Origin of the sequence: Methylobacterium phyllostachyos, assembly GCF_900103445.1 — a bacterium.
GTDB classification, from domain to species: Bacteria; Pseudomonadota; Alphaproteobacteria; order Rhizobiales; family Beijerinckiaceae; genus Methylobacterium; species Methylobacterium phyllostachyos.
The window spans coordinates 207,453-225,637 of the sequence record NZ_FNHS01000002.1; the positions used below are offsets into that span (position 1 = coordinate 207,453).

Consider the following 18,185-nt stretch of genomic DNA (forward strand, 5'->3'; position numbering starts at 1 on the left):
GCAAGTCGGTGCTCGGCATTTCAAGGACTTACGACGAGCCGTCCACCTTTCGTTCGCGTCCGTGGCCAAGCACTGCTGGGGATGAAGGCGGCTTTAACGAACCGGCGTGGCCCCTGACCTATCGCGAAGCCTAGCGCCGCGGCTGCATGGTGCCCGAACAGACGTGCGCAGGAAGCCGGTGTGGGCCATTTCGCAGCCGACCGAGCGAAGGTTCACTGACGTTGTCTTGGACCCGTGTCGCGGTCAGGAAAAGACGGCATCCACAACGTAGCCTGGCACGAAGTCTGTCCGCCCCTCGACGCGGCCGCGCGCGTTGCAGACGACGCGGGTACGACCAATCCAATAGTCGATGTGCCGGTGCGCGTGCCCATGGACCCACAGGTTCGGGCCGCGCTCCTCGATCAGCCCCGTTAGGTCGGAGGCATAGCACCAAGCGAGGTGGGCGTGCGGGTCCGCCAAGCTGTCCGGGTGTGGGGCGTGGTGGGTCACCACCACGGTCGGGCCGTCGTGCGGACGGGCGAGCTCGGCGCCGAGGAAGGCGCGGGTCGCCCGGTGCATGGCGAGGACCTCCTCGGGCTCGATCCGGTCGCGCGAGCGATGCCCGGTGCGGATGCGGCGGTAGTCCACCATGCCGTCGCGGCCCTGGGCGGTGCGGAAGGCGTGTGTCAGCGAGAAGGAGCCGAGCCGGAAGTCGGTCCACAGGGTGCCGCCCAGGAAGCGGATGCCGTCGAGCAGTACGGCATCGTCGATCAGCAGATGGATGCCGAGCGCGGCGGCCCGGTCCCGTCCCCGGGCGACCTGATCGTGGATGGTGTAGCGCTCTTCCCCGCGGTCCCACCAGAAGTCGTGGTTTCCCGGGACGTAGACGACCGGCACGCCGGGCAGGCGCTCGCCGAGCCAATCGAGCGCGCGTGCTAGCGGCATGTGCACGTCGCCGGCGACCACCGCCACGTCGAAGCCGTCCGGCGGCTCGTGGGCGGCCGGGTCCCAAGCGTTCTCCGGGCAGTCCTGGTGCAGGTCGCTGAAGACCCAGAGCCTGCGAGTGGTCATGGCCCATCCTCCAACGAGCGGGCGTTCTCGTGCAGACGGACGCGGATCTCGTCGAGGGTAACGGGCCGGAAGCCGAAGCAATCGACGCCGACGTCGGTGCTGGTGGCGGTACCCGGCAGCGTCCCATGGGAATGGCCGTAGATGTGCAGGTCACCGCGGTGCATGCGAGGCCAGACCCGGCAGGCGTAGTGAAAAAGGAACAGCCCGACGGTGGTGCCGGTCGCGGGGTCGGGCACCGCCACCCGAGCGACATCGAAGATCCCGTCCCAGGGCAGGCGTACCGAGATGCGGTCATGGTTGCCCCGGACGAGGAAGCGGTATCTCCCCCTGAGACGACCGAAAACGGAGCGTGCGTAGTCCTCGCTGCAGCGGTAGGAGAAGTCGCCGAGGTGCCAGACGGTGTCCTCCGGCCGAACGGCGGCGTTCCACCGCGCGATCAACGTCTCGTCGTGCGCCTCGATGGAAGCGAACGTACGGGGGGACTGCATCCTGGGTGAGAGGATGGCTCGGTGGCCGAAATGCGTATCGGAAACGAAGAGGTGACGTGACACGTGAGCCTCGCGGGTTGCGGAGGCTCGCCACGCGGACGGCGGCACTCCGGCGATCAATCGGTCGGGTGCTGGCTCGCGTGTTTCATGAAAGTCACTCCAAAGGAACGCCTACCGTGTCGGGTCCGTGGCGTCGGCGCAACCCCAGACCCGATGGATCCACATCCGAACCCCTAGGTCGCCGGACAAGCGGCTCCGCTCTCCGCTCAAGCTTTGATGAGGTCGCCGAAGCCGGCGTGGGTCCCGGGGACGGGCTTGCGCCCCTTGTCGGTTTTCCAGCCCCAGCCCACAAGGTCGTCGTGGGCCATGTGATCGACGATCTGGTCCAGGGTTTTGCCGCCGTTGCGTCCCGCACTTTAACTATCGACATATTTTACTATAAAATTATTAAGAAGCCGCCAATACCGCCATGCGGCGATACTTTTCATCATTTAAAATAGTCTTTGACAAACTTGAAGCTAAGCTGCTTCGCGCCGGATTTCTTCGCAAGATATTTCTCAATATCGCCAAATATAACTTCCGGCGACTTCAAGTCAACGTCCGTATATATAAGCGCAAAAACGCCATGCTTACGGAAGAAGTCCTTATGTTTTGACATTTCCTTGTCAAAGTTGGCAGATGCCTCTTCGTTGACTTCTTTCTGGGTTTTTGTTTTGACCCCGGTCAATTTCCCATGGGTTGACCACGGCGACAATTCGAAGCCAACTTTGTCCATGGTGGCCGGATCGATTACGGCGAAGTCCAAGCGATACTTATGTTTTGGCACTCGTCCATCGTAACGCAATTCCGGTAATAAAAGTGGGACATCCTTTGGGGCATCGGCCGCCTTCACATATTCGACGTAGAGTTCGGCAATTGCCCTTTGATGAGGCGAGGCAGTTCCTCGAACCATGCTATGCTCGAAGAAGTTTAGATAGTCATTTGCAGTTGTGAACGTGATCCGCTTATCTTTGTCCGGAATGACAAGTCCTGTTTGCAAAACGTGCCCAATAGTCCAGTATTTCGGCTTGAAACTCCTGATTTCGCTCTTATCGTTCTCCCAATGGCCATTTACAAATCTAGGCGAAACTAGAAGGCCGTAGTCAGCGTGGTTTTGGCCGATCCAGATTTCTGCTTCATCGACAGTTGGGCGACGCTTATGTAGCTCGTCGTAGTGTTTTAAGTAGGAGCGCCTCAAAAATATATCCAGATACTCCTGCATAGCTGGTGATGATTTGATGATATTGAAAAGTTGATCGTGCGAATTTTCAAATATGCCCTTAGACCGGGCTTTGTCGAAACCATCCATCCATAGAAGGGTGTAATGCTCTGGACTGTTTATTATCTCATTCTTTAGATCAATAAATTCGTCGGTACGGTGACCAATCGTCGCGTTTAACGACTGCAGGTGTGGAAATTTAGTCTGCGCTAAGACTGATGGTAGAAGATCCTGTAGTTGCTTTGACATTGTCGCAATCATCTTGTTGCGGGCTGTCTTCGCTGGGTCCCTCTTGGTTGGGGCTTTTGCCATCTGTTTGGTCGCCAATTTCCGCTGTTCCCACACCCATTCTCGCGTGCCGCAAACCTTAACTCAAGGCCGGAAACGAGGCGGGACTCCCCTATGCCGAGCGTGATAGCGCGGACCAGTATCCATAATGACCAAAGCTTTCGCTTGCTCCTGACCAGCGAAGCGCAAAACTTTTTCTTACCATTGGCCCAATCAATACCTAGCATCGCATGCTATTTTTTGATCAATGCAGTCCCGCGGCGCATCTTCACTGACTGCAGTGGATACGTGAGGATGCCTTGGGACGCTTGGGGGGGTGCACAGGCCACGATGGTCAGCCCGGCGCGACGGCGGGAGCCGCCATCTGACCGGAGACCGGATGCCCCGGGTTCAGTCGAGGGCAAGCTCAACAATCTTAAGTTTCAGCTTCTCCGGCCGGTCGACGCACTTGAGATGTCGCCTAACATCCTTGAGAAAAGTTCGTCCACCGTACCGGTCTGCGGTCTCTTCGACGAGCGCAACGAAGTCGCCGTCATCCTCCAGCAGGTGCAGGTAGACCGATGGCGAGCCGCGTTTATCGATGAAAAGGTCGGACACGGCACGCCGCAGGCGTTTACACATATCCCATCTGTGAACGTAGGAGCCCGGAAGCTTGTTGTCCAACATGGAGCGAGCCGCCGGCGGGAGGGCACCGCGCTTGGCCACTTCGTAGATGCCAGGAAGGGCGAGCGCCGCGAGTTCGATAGGTTGTCTCGTCCGCCAGCCCAGTGCCCTGCAAAAGCTGAAAGCCATGACGAAGGTTTTGTCGCCGAAGGTTTCATCCTTCGGCAGCCCCTCCAAGGCGGCCAGCCATGGGTCCGCGCCGTAGTCGTTGAAGATCTGGTCCGGCCACGTGGCATGGCAGATGGCTTCCAGCGCCGGCGCGGACGTGACGAGGCCGGCGGACAGATCCGACGTGATCAGGCCGATATCGTCGCAGAGTTGGCGCACGAGGTTGGAAGCATACAACCTGTCGGGCAGCTCGCCGCCTCGCGCTAGGTCTTTGAGGACCTTCCAGAACGCGCGCCCGTCGACCCTGCGCAACCGACGTACGTCGACGTCGCTCCGACCGGACCGCAGCAAGGCCCCTATCACGACCTCCTTACCAGCATCGTCCAGTTGTCCCGCCAGAGACAGGAGCGCACCCACGTCCGGGTAGTTCGACACGAAGCGGCTGTCCGCCAACAAGTCACGGCGACGGTCTAGGAGCGTGCGGGCGAACGAGGCATCGTCAATCGCTGCCTCAACGAGATTCCTCGTGCTCGCGAGGTCGATGACCTGCGAAGCGAAGTCCATCTCGCCCGGCGTGCCTTCGGCCATGGCCAGCAGCCGGCCGCGTTCCGTCCGGACCAGACGGTGTCCCAGTCGCCGCGCGGCCTCTTTCCGCTCGGCGCTATCGAAGAGGTCCAGCCGGTCCAGGAAGGCCGCGACTGCCCGGGAGGACGCGTCGTCCGCGGCGAGGACGGCGCGCCTGATCACGCCGAGCCTAATCCGGTCGGGCAAGGAACCGACGGCAGGGTGTTCCAGCGTCTCCATCGCCTCGTCCTGGGGGACGGACGGTGCGCCCCGCAGGAAGCAGAACAGGGTCGCCAAAGGCACGAACGCCTCGCGTCCCTCAACCAGCACCGGTCCGCATTCGTCGAAGAACGTCGAGAGCTCCGATGACGAGCCGATGAGGTCGTCGACCGCCGGGTCGAGCCAAGGAGCCTGGGTGATCCTCAGCTTTCGCACGTCGAGCGACGACTTGAGCACCGAGGCGGGGTTCCTGAGGCCCTTGCGCGTCACCTGGAGATCGAACTGTAAACCATCCGCGGAGCGGTCCGCCGCGACCGACGTGCAGAATCGGAAGCGGGCCTTCAGCGCCGTCCATTGCTGGGACCATACGCCCGTGACGATGGCCGTGGCCGACTGATCCGCGTCCGTGAAAAAGACCCCTTTCGTCGGGTGGGCGTAGAGGGCCGAGAGGATTGACCTGACGAGCGCCTCCTGAGCCGGTCGTATGGGGGTGACGGCCTTACCGTGCAGCCTCCGGGACAGCGGCACCTTATAGGGCTCGTAGAAGCCAGCCTCGGGCCGGGCGAAGAGCTCGTCCGGGAAGGCATGGCGCGCAATAGCGTCGAGTCGGTCCGCCTTGATGATGAGAGAGTGCGTCCATACGCATCCCGGCCTGCGCATCTCCGGGGCGAGCCATGTTTTCGCCAGGACATAATACCCGCTCACCGGCAGGGGATATCCGGTGATGTAGCCCTCCTCGCCGATTATCCCCCCCGACCCAGCAAGGTCGCTCAGGACGAGCATCGTCCGAGCGTCCCGCTTGTCGAGGCGGATCGACGAGGCCAGGAGGGTATGCCCCTCGGCGTAGCCATGGATCGCCTGATGGATCTCAGCACCGTCACGCATCAGCCGAGGACCCAGGCCAAGGGCTCCGTGAGGTCGTTGGACTGCCCGTCGGAGCCGACCACCTTGATCCGCTCGGCCAAGGTAGAAAGCTCCCGCAGCCGGTCGACGTTCGGGGCGCGGGGCTTGCGGTCGTCGGCAGGATCGAACTCGCCTCCTTGCGCGCTCACTCCGTAGACGCGCCAGTCCCAGCCTGCGAGGTTCTGCCGCATGTACTGCGCGAGCAGCGGCATCCGCCCGGCGAGAAATTCCTCTGGGCTCGTACCTTCCTCTTCGGCGCGGTCCCAGGCCGAGACAACGATGGCCACGCGCCTGTGCTTCTCCTCGAACGGCTGCGAGCGGAGCGCGTCCAAAAGTCCCACGAGTTGCACCTGGGTCGGCGCGGTTTCGGCGTCCCAAGCAACCGGCTCGCCCGCGGTCAGCGTTTCGCCGACAAGCCTAGCTAGGTTCGCGGCGTCGCGGATGTAGGCGACCTGCGCGATTTTGTCGGCGTTGACGAACAGCAGGAGCCCGGACGATGCGAGGTGCCCGTACACATCCTTACTGCAGGTCCGGTCCACCCACATGCGGACGAAGGTCTCGCCGGCGAGATCCGGGAAGGTCACGGATACCGGTTCGTCCGCCGGCCCCGACATATGAAGCGTGACCACCCGGATGCCCGGCAGTGTCCGCTCCTGCTCGTGGGCGGACCGCCAGCGCCTGGCGATCTCCGTAAGATACGAGCGGTCACCGGCCCCCAGCTCCCGAAAGCGGAGGGCGGCGTCCCGCGGCCGCTCGTTCAGGATGGCCCAGAGAGCCGCCAAGTAGGTGGTTTTCCCCGAGCCGGGCAACCCGATGATGGTGACCGCGCTTTCAGGCATCTACGCCTCCTCGTACGGCAGGAGGACATCAATCAAGCGTCGGGGAGCGTAACGCCTGCGGATGTATGGGGCGGGTCGCCTGCCCCTAGCCCAGCATTCGAGTAAATCGGGCAACCCCTCGCCCTGCCTTACGCCCGCGACCTTGGGCGAGGCGGCTGTTCTGTAGGGGGAAACGCCTGCCACATGCATTGAGAAATGGTCGTGTACGCGGGCGACCAAGCGGTCGAAATCTGCAAGCGCACGCGTAGCGTTCCCGCCGTCCATGACGGCGTCGAGCTTGGTCAGGACGAGGGCGAGGTGTGGCTTCCGCGCGAGCAGGCCGACCTCCGCGAAAACCTGGAGGGTTGCGATGACTTCCTCGGGGACTTCGTATCGGCTGCTCGGGTTCACAATGCGTTGGCCGTCGACGAGCATGGTCAGCACGTCCGCCCTGGCGACCTCGAAGAACTCCTCCGGGCGCGGGTGGGTGTCGACGACGCCCTTGTAATCCTCCCCCCAACGGTCGGCGATCAGCACCTTCCTTTTTCCAAGCCGGTACGGTGTGCCTAGCGTCAGTTCGAAGAACTTGGCGGGACCGGACAGCGTCCGCTCGCTGTCGGGCTCATCCAGGCCGCTTTCCAGCCGGGCGCCATGACAGACCTCCTCGAAGGCATGCAGCGTCTTCGAGCCGGCGAACTCGAAGGGGCCGACCGGGCCCTGCAGGAACAGCTCGTACAGGCCCGCGATAAGGCTCGTCTTGCCGGCGGCGCTGGGACCTACGATGGCGACGACGCTGGCCTCGAACTCCCGGAGATGGGCCGCCGCCTCGGCGGACGCGAGCCGGACCGCCTCCTCGATGGCCTCCAGGTCGTCCTCCTCGGCGAGGACCGCCCCACCGGAGGCACCGGCCTCCTGTACATCGTGGGCGGTTTCGTAATAGGGGCACTCCTGAAGGCTACGGCCCTCCGCGCACGATCCGTCGATGCGGACGTTGCACTCGGCGTTGCTGCAGGAATGGACGGCAACCGCGGTCATTGCCTATCAGCCAAGCCGAGAAGACGTTTCTCGCGATAAAACTGCATGGCGAGGTCGATTTCCGACATCGCGCACTCCGCCTCAATCTCGGTGACCCTAGACCAAGGCGCCACCCACTCGTTGCCCTGTCCCATCTCCTTTTGGCGCGAGATGGCGAAATGGACCGGCGTCGTCATGGGAGATGGATTGCGCCCTTCAAGCCAGTCGAGGAGTTCGAGGTCGCACGCCATCACGGCGTCCGGGATGTTCGTTTCACGCGTCGCGCTCACTCCCGCCCTGGAAAGAAGGGCATCGACGCTGGCCGGACCCAGGCGGTCCTGCGTCATGCCGCTCAGCTCGTTAGCGAGCACGAGCGGCCGCGTCCTGTCGTCCATGGCCGCGAACGGCGTTTTCAGGTGCGTGCTTCGACCACCCGTGAGCCACCAGTGCATCCCGAGTTCCTGCTCCTGACGGGCAAGCACCGCATCCACGGCTTCCGCGGCTCGGAGGCTCGCCGCCTGCAGCCGCGTGAAATGGGATTGGATCGCGTTGGCAACCTCCTTCAACGTGGTGGCAACGGCAGCGGGGTCACTCGGCTGGGTCAGCTTGGCCAGGGTCGGTGTGAGGTTCAGGTCGCCGGCCCCCGTCTCGAAGAGGTTGGCGACCGCGATGGCGTCTCCCCGCCGCCGTATCTCCCGTTCGAGATGCTCCTTAGCGCGCTCCACGAGATGCAGGGCCCCGATCTCATTGCGTGCGCCGTTGACGCACGCGCTTAGGATCGCGAGGGCAGCTTCGTTCGCGTGGTCGCCCTTCGTCTTAAGACGGAGGGCGAGGCCAATGCAGGCGAGGATCTGCAGCTGCCTCTCAAGCCTGGGGTCGAATGCAGGGTCCGCCTTCCTGAAGGCTTCCGCGAAATCCGCACGTGCCCGGTCTTCCGGCTTGAGCCGCTGCATCTCGAAGGCGAGCCTGACCCAGCACTCCGTCTGCGTCGTCGGCGTGTTGACCGTAACCGCTTGGAGGGCTTTCCACCGGGCGGCCTGGACCTTCGGGTCCGGCTCGATCTCGAACTCGCTCATCCAGCCCGGAAACTCGGGGTCCATCGGCTCGGCCTTAGCCATGTACGGCCTCCTTGGCTGCCATGGCGGCGTCCAGGGCGCTGAGTTGCTTCCGCTCGGCCGCCCGCAGGAGCGCTCGGCCATAACGCTCGGGCTCCGGCAACGAGACCTCGTCGCTCAAGATCAGCTTGAGTTCGAGCGATATCTCCCGTCGCATGCTGCCGGGCAGCCTCCAGAACCGTTCGATGAGATGCCTCACGTTCGGATTGCCCATGGCAGCCTCCACCTGGACAGGGTCGTCGGCCGGGGGTGCCACCGTACCCGGCGCTATGGCTTGGGCGACCGGCCTCGGGGCTGGGTACCGGCGAGCCGGCAGCGGGATGTCCTGAACATGCCGATCCGTGCCGTTTTCCATGCGGACGGGTCGGTAGCAATCAGGGTTCTCCTGCCAGACCATGATCTCGGCTTCGACGTGGAGCATCCGGTCAGTGCCAACGCCTCGGACGTCCAGTTCCAGCACGGTGAAGCCCGGTTGCCAGTTCTGTTCGCTTTTAGGGGGCGTGACGGCGGGGCATGCGAACCGGATAGAGGTCGGCAGGGGGAAGTGACGCCTCCGATGCTCATGACCGAAAACCTGGATTGCGGCGCGGCCGTTAACGGCGTCCTCGAATTCGCGGTGGTCGCTGAACCAGTTCGGCGGATGGTGGCAGAACACGAGGTTCGCGACGTCCGGCTCCCTCGCTAGGACATACTGGGACGCATCCAGGTACAGGTCCCCAGGCCTTTCCTCCCTATTCTGCATCACGCCGGCCGCGCAGAACAAGGCGGATGTCATGCCATGGATGCGGAGCTTGACGCCGTCAGTCAGGTCGATGTCCTGCCGCCACATCAACCGGTCCGGGGCGTAGATCTGGCAACCAAACAATTTCGCGAACTCGTTGTACGCCTCAAGGGATTCCGTCAGATGTCGTCCGGTGTCCGGCGATGTCCACTGGTCATTGAACTCACGGCTCCTCCGCCCCTGGGGTGAGGCGAGGACCGCCCCCTGTGCGTTCCTCACTGCGGCAGAGCGCCTGATGCGATTCCTGTCGATATCGTGGTTCCCGGGGATGACGAAGACTTGGGAACGCTCGCATCCGCAGGCCGCGACGAGTTCGTCGATCCACCGGAGGGCCTCCGCGTACTCTTCGGCGACGCCCTTGAACGCGATGTCGCCGCCGATCAGTATCGCATCGAAGGTCCCAAGTTCGGCCACCCTGCCGCTGAGCTCGTAGACGAGCTGGTTCCGGTAATACCAGTCAGGGTCTGAGTGGCGGTCGAGGCATTTCGGGCTCTCGAAGTGGATATCGGAGATCAGGAGGATACGCATCAAGGTCCGTTCGGTGGTCCCGGCAGGGACAATTCGTATATCGCCGTGTGGATGCAAGGCTGGTGCGAGGCAGTGACCGATTTTCCCGCGGGTCAGCCAAAAGGGTCATAGGCATGGCTGGAGCTGGGCCCCATCCAATGGCCACTTGCCACCCAGGCATCGACCCGAATGAGTACCCATCGGTAACTGAGACCTAACGCAGTGGTTCGCGACCTTCGAGCGCGGACTTAGGACCGGATGCGCGTGTCCTGCTTCCAATGCTCGGCTTCCGGCGCATGAAGCTGTATCGGGGGTCCCGGTAGGCCATCTGGCGGGCTGTGCAGCCGCATCCCCGACCGGCTTCACCCTGCTGCATTCGGCCGACACCTACCGGAGGGTCGACGAGGTCGGCCTGACCCTCGACGACCGGCTCGCCGCGATGCTCGTCGGGACCAGCCTGAGGTTCCTCAGCTTCCACGCCATCCGACAGGTGCTCGACCTCAGCGCCTACTTCGCCGAGGCGACCGTACCCGAGTTGCGTGCCTTCGCGCGCACCGAAGGCATCCACGTCGCCGACGAGGAAGCCTTCGTCGCGATGGCGGATACCTGGGTCCGGAAGAAGGTGACGCTGATCGGCCGGAACGGAATCCTCGCGGCCGTCAGTTCGGCCGAGATCCAGAGGGCCGCACTCGAATTCGGGATCGAGGTCCAAACGGTCCAGGCGAACGGCCGGGAAGCGGTGACGCTCCCCGGGGTGAAGGCCGAGCTGAAGGCGCTTCTTAAGTTCCTCGACGAGGACTACTACCGTTCGCCGCTCCAGGGCCGGAACTACGTGACCAACTCCAAGCGTCTGGTCTGAGACCGTGCGGGCCGGACCTGCCGTGGATGGTCACCCGCGGGTTTGGCCCGGTCGGGCCTCGGATGAAGCGGCTCCCTGAACGGAGCGTGGCGGACATCCTCGCGAGCGGACGGCGGTGGTAGGGCTACGGTCCCGGGGACGACGGCGGAGCCTCCGCACGGCCATGTTCGGGCTTCCCGGCCCGACGGTCATCGCGAGAGGTCGAAGTCGCAACCGACGACCCGCGCGTCGTGCGCCGGGACGCGGGCCAGCATACGGGCCAGGCCGTCCCGGCACCCGACGAACACCACGGTGTCCTCGGCCCGGGTCATCGCCGTGTAGATCCACGTCGACTCCACGTTGGGCGCTTCGAGCACCGCGACCACCACCGCCCTCGCCTGGCTGCCCTGCGCCCGGTGGCAGATGATGGCGTGGGCCAGCGCCAGGTCGACGAGGTCGCGGTCCGCGAAGACGAATTCGCGTCCGTCGAACGCGCAGGTCACGCGGCCTCCTTCCGGGTCCACGGCCAGGACCCTGCCGAGGCTGCCGTTCCTGAGCCCGAGCTCGTAGTCGTTTCGCCTGAACGTGACCGGGTCACCGACGCAGAACGCGTTCCCGAAATAGCCCATGGCGACCTCGACGGGCATGCCGGCGGCCGCCCGGGCGTCCCGGTGGGCGGCGTGCAGGCGACGGTTCAGGTCCTGCACCGTCCCGTCCGGGCGACCGGCCCTGCGGTTCACCGCCGAGACGACCATCGGCGCGCCCGTACCGTCCGCTCGGCCGCGGAGGTCACCGACCACCCGCTCGACCGCGTCGCCGATCCCGCCGTCCTCGGCCTCCAGGAACGAGACCCCGGATCGCCCGGGCCGGTAGGCGGGAAGGTCGGGCTCCCGCCGCGAACGGACCTGCCGGGAGACGTGCGGGATGCCGCTGGCGTCCTCCTGCCGATGGACGGTTTCCAGGTGCGAGGTCACGGCCGGCTGCGCCGCCAGCCGGTGGAAGACCAGCCCGAACCCGACCGGCGCGAGCTGGAACGGGTCGCCGACCATGAGCAGGCGGGCGCCCGCGGGCATCGCGTCCACGATCTGATGCATCTGACCCAGGTCGACCATCGACGCCTCGTCGATCACGAGGAGCGTCCCGGCCGTCAGGATGGGCAGCTCCTCCGCGCCGGCGCCGCCCTGCCCCTTGAGCCCGCCCCAGTGGACCTTTCCCTCGGACCTCTTGCGGAGGCCGAGGAGCAACCTGTGGACCGTCACGGCCTGCTTCGCGCCCGGCCCGACGCGCCCGGTCCCCTCGCTCAGGCGCAGCGCCGCCTTCCCAGAGAGGGCCGCCATCTGCACCTCGCCCCCCAGCGCCTCCCACAGGTCCACCAGGGCGCGGCAGGTGGTCGTCTTCCCGGTCCCGGCTCCACCGGTGAGACAGCCTACGGGTCGGGAGACGGCAGCGAGCACCGCCTCGCGCTGTTCGGGATGAAGCGGGCGCCCGCGGTTCTCCACCATAGCCAGGACACGGCGCAGGTCGGAACCGGTCGGGACCGCCAGGCCGCCGCGCTCTGCCCCGGACGACATGCCCCGGAATCGCGACAGGATCTCCTCCTCCATGATCGCGCAGCCGGGCGAGCGCCATCGGTCTCCCCCGTCGACCATGGCGCCGTTGGCCAAGCCGACGCGGACGATGCGCGCGTGGAGTTCCTCCGTCGGTTCGAGGCCGAGCCTCGCCGCCACGTGCTCGTGGAAGTCCCCCTTCCTCACCGCCGTGTCGCCACGTGACACGGCGGCCTGAAGGACGACGTCGATGGCGCCGACGATCCGACGGGCGCCGGCGCTCGGGTCCGCGCCGTCGCCGCCCAGGACGGCCATGCCCAGCGCGTCCACCTGGGTCCAGGGCAGCACCCCCGCGAGCACGTAGGGGTTCGTCCGGAGGACCTCCACGGCTTCGGGACCGAGGAGACGGGCCACCTTCCTGGCGACGGCGACGTTCTCTACGCCGCGCTCCTCCAGCCAGTGGATCGTCGCGTATTCGCCCTTCAGGTCGCGCCACTCCATGGCGACGGCCGCGGCCACCTGCGCCGCGAGGTTGGGGCGGCCCGGGTCGATGACCTCGGCGAGCCGCTCCAGGGGGACCTGGCCGTCGAACAGCCTGTCGAGCCTGCCGGGGAACGCGCGGACGATCCGCCTGGCGCGATCCGGCCCCAGCCCGGGGATGCGCTGCAGCCACGGGACGACGAGCCGTCCCCAAGGTGCGAGCCGGTGGAACCGGTCCGCCGGCGCGTGGAACTGGGGTCCGTGGCGCTCGCTGTCGCGCCAGTCCCCCTCCATCCGGTACACGTCTCCGATGGCGGGCTCGAAGCCGCGCCCCCCGGCGACGACCCGCAACCTGGCTCCCTCGGGCGTGATGCCGGAGAAGACCGCCGCGGTCTCCCCGACCCAGAGGACGGACGCGACCTGGGCGGTCAGGTGCGAACCCGGGCCGCTCATTCGGTGACGTCCCCGGTTCGGACCAGTGAACCCGTCCGCTGCATAAGCGCGAACCGCTCGCGCAGGCGACGGTTCTCGGCCTCCGTCTCCGCCAGCCGGCGTTCGAGGTGGACCAGCCTGACGCGCGCCAGCGCGTGACCCTCCTCTTGTTCCTTGGCGGCCTTGGCCAGCCTCCCGATCTTCGATTGGGCCGCGTCGTCGGCCTTGGCGGACTCGGTCGAACCCGTCGGCTGCAGTCCCTGGGCCCGTGCTGCGGCGTCGATGTCCCTCGCCCATGCGGGGTCGGCGTAGACGTACTGCCACGCGCTCTCCGGCACCGCGACGCCCCGGTCCCCGCCCCACTCGCGGAACCCGCGCATCAGGGCACGAACGTTGACCTTGCCGCCGCGCGTGGCCGGAAGGGTCGGGTCGACGCCCCCGGCCTGCTCCCACTCGGCCCCCTTCTGATCGAGGTAGGTCCGCAGCTCGGCGAGCAGCGCGGGAGTGGTGGCGGGACGGGCCATCAGGAATCCTCCCCGTGCGTGATCCGCCTGGCCGCCTTTTGACGCTGCATCCAGTCGAGGAAGGGCGTCGTGTCGGGGCGGCCGGCGACCACCGCCGCGTCGCCGTCCTCGGCGGTGTCCAGGATCGCCCCGCGCCTCGCGTCGAGGACGATGCCGAGTTCCTTGTCGGCGAGCCTGTTGAGCAGCCGCGCCAGCACCGTCGCGGTCTTGGCGAAGTCGCGCTCTCGCGCGTCGGGGTCGGCATGCGCGGCCGCCGGGGCGGCGACGGGCCCGTGCTGGGCCCCGTACATCTCGATGGCCTTCCTGAGCCTGGCGTTGTGCCGACGCAGGGACGCCGCCTCGATCTCGGCCTCGACCGTCTTCACCTTCAGCGCCGGGACGGGCGCCTTCTCGTCGAGGAGTCCGACGATGATGCCGGGGTTGGCCTGGACGTGGGCCCAGACCTCCTTGAGGTAGCGCCGGTTCCGTGCCAGCGTCGTCGGGTGGATGCCGGCCGCCAGCGCGACCGCCCGCGACAGCGTCGGGAAGTCCGCGTACCGGGTGCGCCGCGACAGGGCGCCGAGCGCGCGGCGCACCTTCAGGAGGTTGGTGGCGACCAACCGCTCGTGGTGGGAGGCGAAGTTGTTCTGCCCCTTGCGCGCGCCCACGGCTAGGCCTCCCGCGGCTTGGGCAGGGCCGGCCTGGCCGCGCCGCGCGGCGGGGCGAGGCTCTTCCTGACCGCTTCGAGGGCGGCCTGGAACGTCGGCGCGATCCCGTGCGCCTCCAGCAGGAGCCGCAGGCCCGAGACGAACGAGCGGACCGGATCGTCGTCGTAAAGCCCGATCTCGTTATCCAGGGCTTCCGGCTTGGCCAGGAGGCGCTGGCGCAGTTGCGTGGCCTGCGCCCGCACCGTCGGCGTCTCGAACGCGGCGTGGGCGTCGCTGTCGCAGATGCGGCGCATGACGAACTCGGCCTGCCCTGCGTCGCACGTAACCAGCTTGAGGTGCAGCCTGACGGCGTCGGGCATGCCCGTGTGGAACAGGTCGGCCGAGGCCTCCCCCAACTCCGCCAGGCTGCGCGTCAGGGCGAGGAGGGAGCTGCGCCACCCCTCGTACTCCATCACGTTGAGCCGGCGGCGGTACCGTACCTCCTCGATGGTCTTCTCGGGCTCGCTCCGCGCCCGCATCCGGTCGACCAGGCGACTTCCCTCGCGGGCTTGTTCCAGGAGGTGGCGCATCTTCGCGGCGATGGACGGAAGGTGGTCGACGGACTTGACGGCGAGTGGGCAGACGCCGCACCGCCGCGGCTCGACGATCACGTCCATGACGTTCGCCGGACACACCTCCCCGACCGGGCAGATGTGCGTCTCCCTGAATGCCACGTGCCCCATCGGCGTCGAGCGGAGAAGCGTCACCCCGTCGATGTCCGGCGCGTCGTCATTGAGCAGCGACAGCGTCTGCATCCCGAACGCGATCTCGGTGCCCGCTCGGTCGGACTTGAAGCTGCGGCGCAGCGCGCTGTTGACCTCGTCGGCCCTGATGTCGACCGGGTTGGATCGGTCGGGGGACCAGATGCCTTCGGAGGCCGCCAGAAGGCGGGCGCTCAGGTCGGCCTCGCTCTCGACGGTGTAGTAGTAGGTCGTGGTCTTGTTCGTGTGACCGACGAGCCAGCCCGTGATCTCGATGGGCAGGATGCCCGACCGCGCGGAGATGAACGTCGCCCGGGCAGCGTGTGGGGTGTGCTTCAGCTTGACCTTCAGCGGGCAATACTGGCGACGGTCCTCGCCGTCGACCAGGACGAGGACCCGGGGAGCCTTCGTCTGGGGCTCGATCTCCGGCTCGTAGCCGAACATGTCGAGCGGCGCCGCTCCCTTGACCGCCGCGCGGTACCAGAGCGAGAAGCCGATCAACAGGCGCTCCCACACGGTGGCGTAGCTCTTGTCCCCCGCTGGATATTCCGACTGCGGCCCCCGGAACAGGGGCAGCACCGGGTCGAAGCGTGTGCTCGGTCGCCGCTCGTACTGGACGAGGCGTTCCACCTGTGCGTCGGCCATAAGATCCTGGTACCGCTCCTCTCGCAGCAGCATCTCGTAGACGCGCCTGACGACGAGCGTGGTCCATGGGCGGTCCCGAACCTTGTCGGTGTTCACCACCAGCGGTACGAGCTCGGCGTCATCCATGCCTTCGGCCACCCGCGACCGGTATGTCTTACGGCATAGCCATTGGATGCCCTGGAACCGGATACCGATCTCCAGGGCTGCGATGTTCATCCTCAGCCCGGAAAGGTGGGGGAGGTAAACCATCGCGGCCTCCTTTCCCGGCAGCCTGACGAAACGGTCCTCCATGGGCGCCAGGTGCGGCACGCTGTCGATGACGTAGCGCGCGCCCTCGAAGTCGAAACCGACATCCACTCCCAGTGCCTTCGTGTCGAAGGGATTGGCGTTTCGGACGGCCGAGCCCAGCGCCTTGCGCCGTTCGCGGCCCAGCGTGCCTTCGAGCGATTGCTGGGCCAGGGTCTCGAAGAACGCCTCGCAGGCGTAGGCATACCGAAGCAGGTATGGGAGGACTGAGGTCGCGATGGGGTTCTTATTGGTCTTTTGGGGCCTTCGGTTCACCTTCTGATCGAGTTGCCGCACCACGGGGTTGATGAACCCCGGCGTCGAGAGGCGGAGCCGCGGCGCCTCGGATCGGCAATAGTCGAAGAACATCTTCGACGCCGAGACGAACCAAGTGTAGTGGGCCAGGGATTGGCCGCCCCTGGTCTGGTCGAAGAACCGCAGGAGCGATAAGGGCGCGCCATCCTCGGCGTAGCCCGTCCAGTGGCTCGACCGGTTGAACTCGGACGGGTCAACGGGAACCGCGAAGGGTAGGTCGGGTACCAGGTCCCGCCACCAAGGCAGGTAACAGCATAGGTAATCCTGATAGACGTACCGCAACGAGTGCCAGCCCGCGCTCTCCTCGTAGCCGCGCCGGGACCTATAGGCGAAAAACTCCTCGAAGACGTTATTCCAGACCACCCATAAGTCCGTCGGAACCGCGTGCATCCTACCAGGATACCGCATGCGGCTGTCATGCCGGAAACCCTTGGTGCGAAGTAAGCGTACGTAGTCCAGCACGTCCGAAGGGGACGCCACGTTCGACGCCATCATCTCCAGACGGATCCCCATTACGGACTTCTGTCCTTCGATCACCGCCTGTACGTGCTCGTCTTGGTCGGCCCCCTCGTAAAGGGTCAACTGCGCCGCCGCGGTTCGCCTCTCAGACCGTGCATGTGCTTCCAACGCCGAGTTCCGGCGCCGCTCGGCCGAATTCCGGCTGAAGTCGAGGAAGGACATGTCCGTGGCGCCTTCCCTGAGGCGCACGATCCAATAGCGGTAGATCTCGATGTCGGACGCCGAGTAACGAAAACCCTCGGACCGCCCAATCCTCGCCCAAACCCTCAAGGCTTGGGTGAACGGCCTTTGAGGATGGCGTCGCCGCATGCCGATTTCGTCAAGCTTCCTAACATCGTCACAAATGGTCCTGATCAACCTCGCGTAATCGTCGAGGTCGATGTCGGAGAAGTCCCGCCATCTGCTCGCAAGGATGACTGCGAGACCAATGCAGGAGACCGTACCGTCCAGCGTGTCGAGATTGCAGGTGGCAAGGCGTGGAAGGAACGAAACCGATTCCTTGGTCACCAACGACGAGCCGAACCTGAAATGCAGCGGGAAGAGGACCGCACCGTCATTCCACAGCCTGGAGAAAACGTACTTGAGCCATCGTTGCGCGATGATGATACCGGTGATGCGCTCCCTGTCGAGGCACAAGGCCTCCCTGACATCCTTCAGCGTGGCCTCGTCCCGGCTCTCACGGGGGTAGGCGCGGAAGATCCTGAAAGCGACCACGAAATCGCGGACCGTCATCTCGTCGAGGGTCTCCAACCGTCGCTCAAGGAAGCGGGCGAGGGTCAAGTTGCGCGTCGAGGTCACGCGCGAGGCCCGTCGCGACAGGTCGAACTCGCTCGCTTCGGCGACGTACTTGGCGAACAGCACGCGCAACCGCTCCACCGGCGTGATGACCAACAGGTCCGACCCGGTATTGAAGGGGCCGCTCAACGCGAGCTCGCCGGGGTGACCGTCTGGCCCTTCGAGCGAGGACGGGCTGGTTGCCGGGTCCGGCACGTGCCCGGGCATGGGGGAGCCTTCACCCACGGGAGCCCCGGGGCATTGCTTTCGCTTCGTCATGGCGGTAGAAATTTCAATCCCTAAACTGGCCGGCACCGCTTCGCAGGCGTGCCGGCTAGGTTGGCGTTCACGACAAGGCCGTTCTTGGTAGGGACCCAGCCTTGTCAGGTTCGATGGTATGATCAGACCCTCGGCAGGCTTCCTGTCGGGGGTCTTTCGTTTGGCTGGTCAGTCAGGGCCTATCTGCGTCCCTGACCGTGGGCCTGCCGGCCGCTTGCCGAGATGCTTATGGCCGCCTCGACCACGATGAACTTGGCACCGGGCCAGGGTGCCGGCAAGCCCCTCGACGCCGCCGCGGGCGGGCTCAAGGCCCTGATGGGCAAAGGATTTCCAGCTCAAGGATTGTCGATCTAATCCTTGCACGCGGTCTGGTTTGACTCCACT

Annotated in this window: 14 protein-coding genes; 2 read left to right on the forward strand and 12 right to left on the reverse strand. The window is 65.5% G+C overall.

Translation table 11 applies throughout. The annotated features are described in order from the left end of the window. Positions 1 to 243 precede the first annotated feature (243 nt). The 8 genes from BLQ49_RS03760 to BLQ49_RS03800 form a co-directional block, all read right to left on the reverse strand. Positions 244 to 1,050, reverse strand: coding sequence for a metallophosphoesterase (locus BLQ49_RS03760; protein ID WP_091713428.1), 807 nt, complete (start codon positions 1,048 to 1,050; stop codon positions 244 to 246). Further along, positions 1,047 to 1,601, reverse strand: coding sequence for a metallophosphoesterase (locus BLQ49_RS03765; RefSeq protein ID WP_091713429.1), 555 nt, complete (start codon positions 1,599 to 1,601; stop codon positions 1,047 to 1,049). The genes BLQ49_RS03760 and BLQ49_RS03765 overlap by 4 nt, the downstream gene beginning before the upstream one ends. Positions 1,602 to 2,025: 424 nt before the next feature. Beyond that, entirely contained in the window at positions 2,026 to 3,123 is a 1,098-nt protein-coding gene (locus BLQ49_RS03775) for a hypothetical protein (RefSeq protein ID WP_208859003.1), read from the reverse strand. A 351-nt stretch (positions 3,124 to 3,474) separates the two neighbouring features. Continuing rightward, a complete protein-coding gene (locus tag BLQ49_RS03780) occupies positions 3,475 to 5,523 on the reverse strand; it encodes a GAP1-N1 domain-containing protein (RefSeq protein ID WP_091713433.1) in 2,049 nt (682 codons plus the stop codon). Continuing rightward, complete coding sequence (locus BLQ49_RS03785; protein WP_091713435.1) at positions 5,523 to 6,380, reverse strand: TRAFAC clade GTPase domain-containing protein; 858 nt, start codon at positions 6,378 to 6,380, stop codon at positions 5,523 to 5,525. The genes BLQ49_RS03780 and BLQ49_RS03785 overlap by 1 nt, the downstream gene beginning before the upstream one ends. Further along, complete coding sequence (locus tag BLQ49_RS03790; RefSeq protein ID WP_091713437.1) at positions 6,381 to 7,394, reverse strand: TRAFAC clade GTPase domain-containing protein; 1,014 nt, start codon at positions 7,392 to 7,394, stop codon at positions 6,381 to 6,383. After that, positions 7,391 to 8,491, reverse strand: coding sequence for a GTPase-associated system all-helical protein GASH (locus tag BLQ49_RS03795; RefSeq protein ID WP_091713439.1), 1,101 nt, complete (start codon positions 8,489 to 8,491; stop codon positions 7,391 to 7,393). The genes BLQ49_RS03790 and BLQ49_RS03795 overlap by 4 nt, the downstream gene beginning before the upstream one ends. After that, positions 8,484 to 9,797: a metallophosphoesterase gene (locus BLQ49_RS03800; RefSeq protein WP_091713440.1), complete on the reverse strand. Its 1,314-nt coding sequence runs from the start codon at positions 9,795 to 9,797 to the stop codon at positions 8,484 to 8,486. Before BLQ49_RS03800 ends, BLQ49_RS03795 begins: the two co-directional genes overlap by 8 nt. 418 nt (positions 9,798 to 10,215) lie before the next feature. Between BLQ49_RS03800 and BLQ49_RS03805 the strand changes: the two genes are divergently transcribed. Next, positions 10,216 to 10,635, forward strand: coding sequence for a hypothetical protein (locus tag BLQ49_RS03805; protein WP_091713442.1), 420 nt, complete (start codon positions 10,216 to 10,218; stop codon positions 10,633 to 10,635). Positions 10,636 to 10,823: 188 nt separating this feature from the next. On the opposite strand, the gene BLQ49_RS03810 is transcribed toward BLQ49_RS03805, so the two are convergent. The 4 genes from BLQ49_RS03810 to BLQ49_RS03815 are packed head-to-tail and all read right to left on the reverse strand — an operon-like array spanning position 10,824 to position 17,672. Continuing rightward, on the reverse strand, positions 10,824 to 13,094 hold the full coding sequence (locus BLQ49_RS03810) for an AAA family ATPase (protein ID WP_167627617.1): 2,271 nt from the start codon (positions 13,092 to 13,094) through the stop codon (positions 10,824 to 10,826). Continuing rightward, complete coding sequence (locus BLQ49_RS29480; protein ID WP_167627618.1) at positions 13,091 to 13,597, reverse strand: hypothetical protein; 507 nt, start codon at positions 13,595 to 13,597, stop codon at positions 13,091 to 13,093. Before BLQ49_RS29480 ends, BLQ49_RS03810 begins: the two co-directional genes overlap by 4 nt. Next, on the reverse strand, positions 13,597 to 14,244 hold the full coding sequence (locus tag BLQ49_RS29485; protein WP_167627619.1) for a hypothetical protein: 648 nt from the start codon (positions 14,242 to 14,244) through the stop codon (positions 13,597 to 13,599). The genes BLQ49_RS29480 and BLQ49_RS29485 overlap by 1 nt, the downstream gene beginning before the upstream one ends. Before the next feature lie 2 nt (positions 14,245 to 14,246). Next, a complete protein-coding gene (locus BLQ49_RS03815; RefSeq protein WP_143012197.1) occupies positions 14,247 to 17,672 on the reverse strand; it encodes a hypothetical protein in 3,426 nt (1,141 codons plus the stop codon). 357 nt (positions 17,673 to 18,029) lie between these two features. Between BLQ49_RS03815 and BLQ49_RS30555 the strand changes: the two genes are divergently transcribed. Continuing rightward, positions 18,030 to 18,155 (forward strand): hypothetical protein, encoded by a 126-nt coding sequence (locus tag BLQ49_RS30555; RefSeq protein ID WP_280140938.1) that lies wholly within the window; start codon positions 18,030 to 18,032, stop codon positions 18,153 to 18,155. The last annotated feature ends 30 nt before the right edge of the window (positions 18,156 to 18,185 follow it).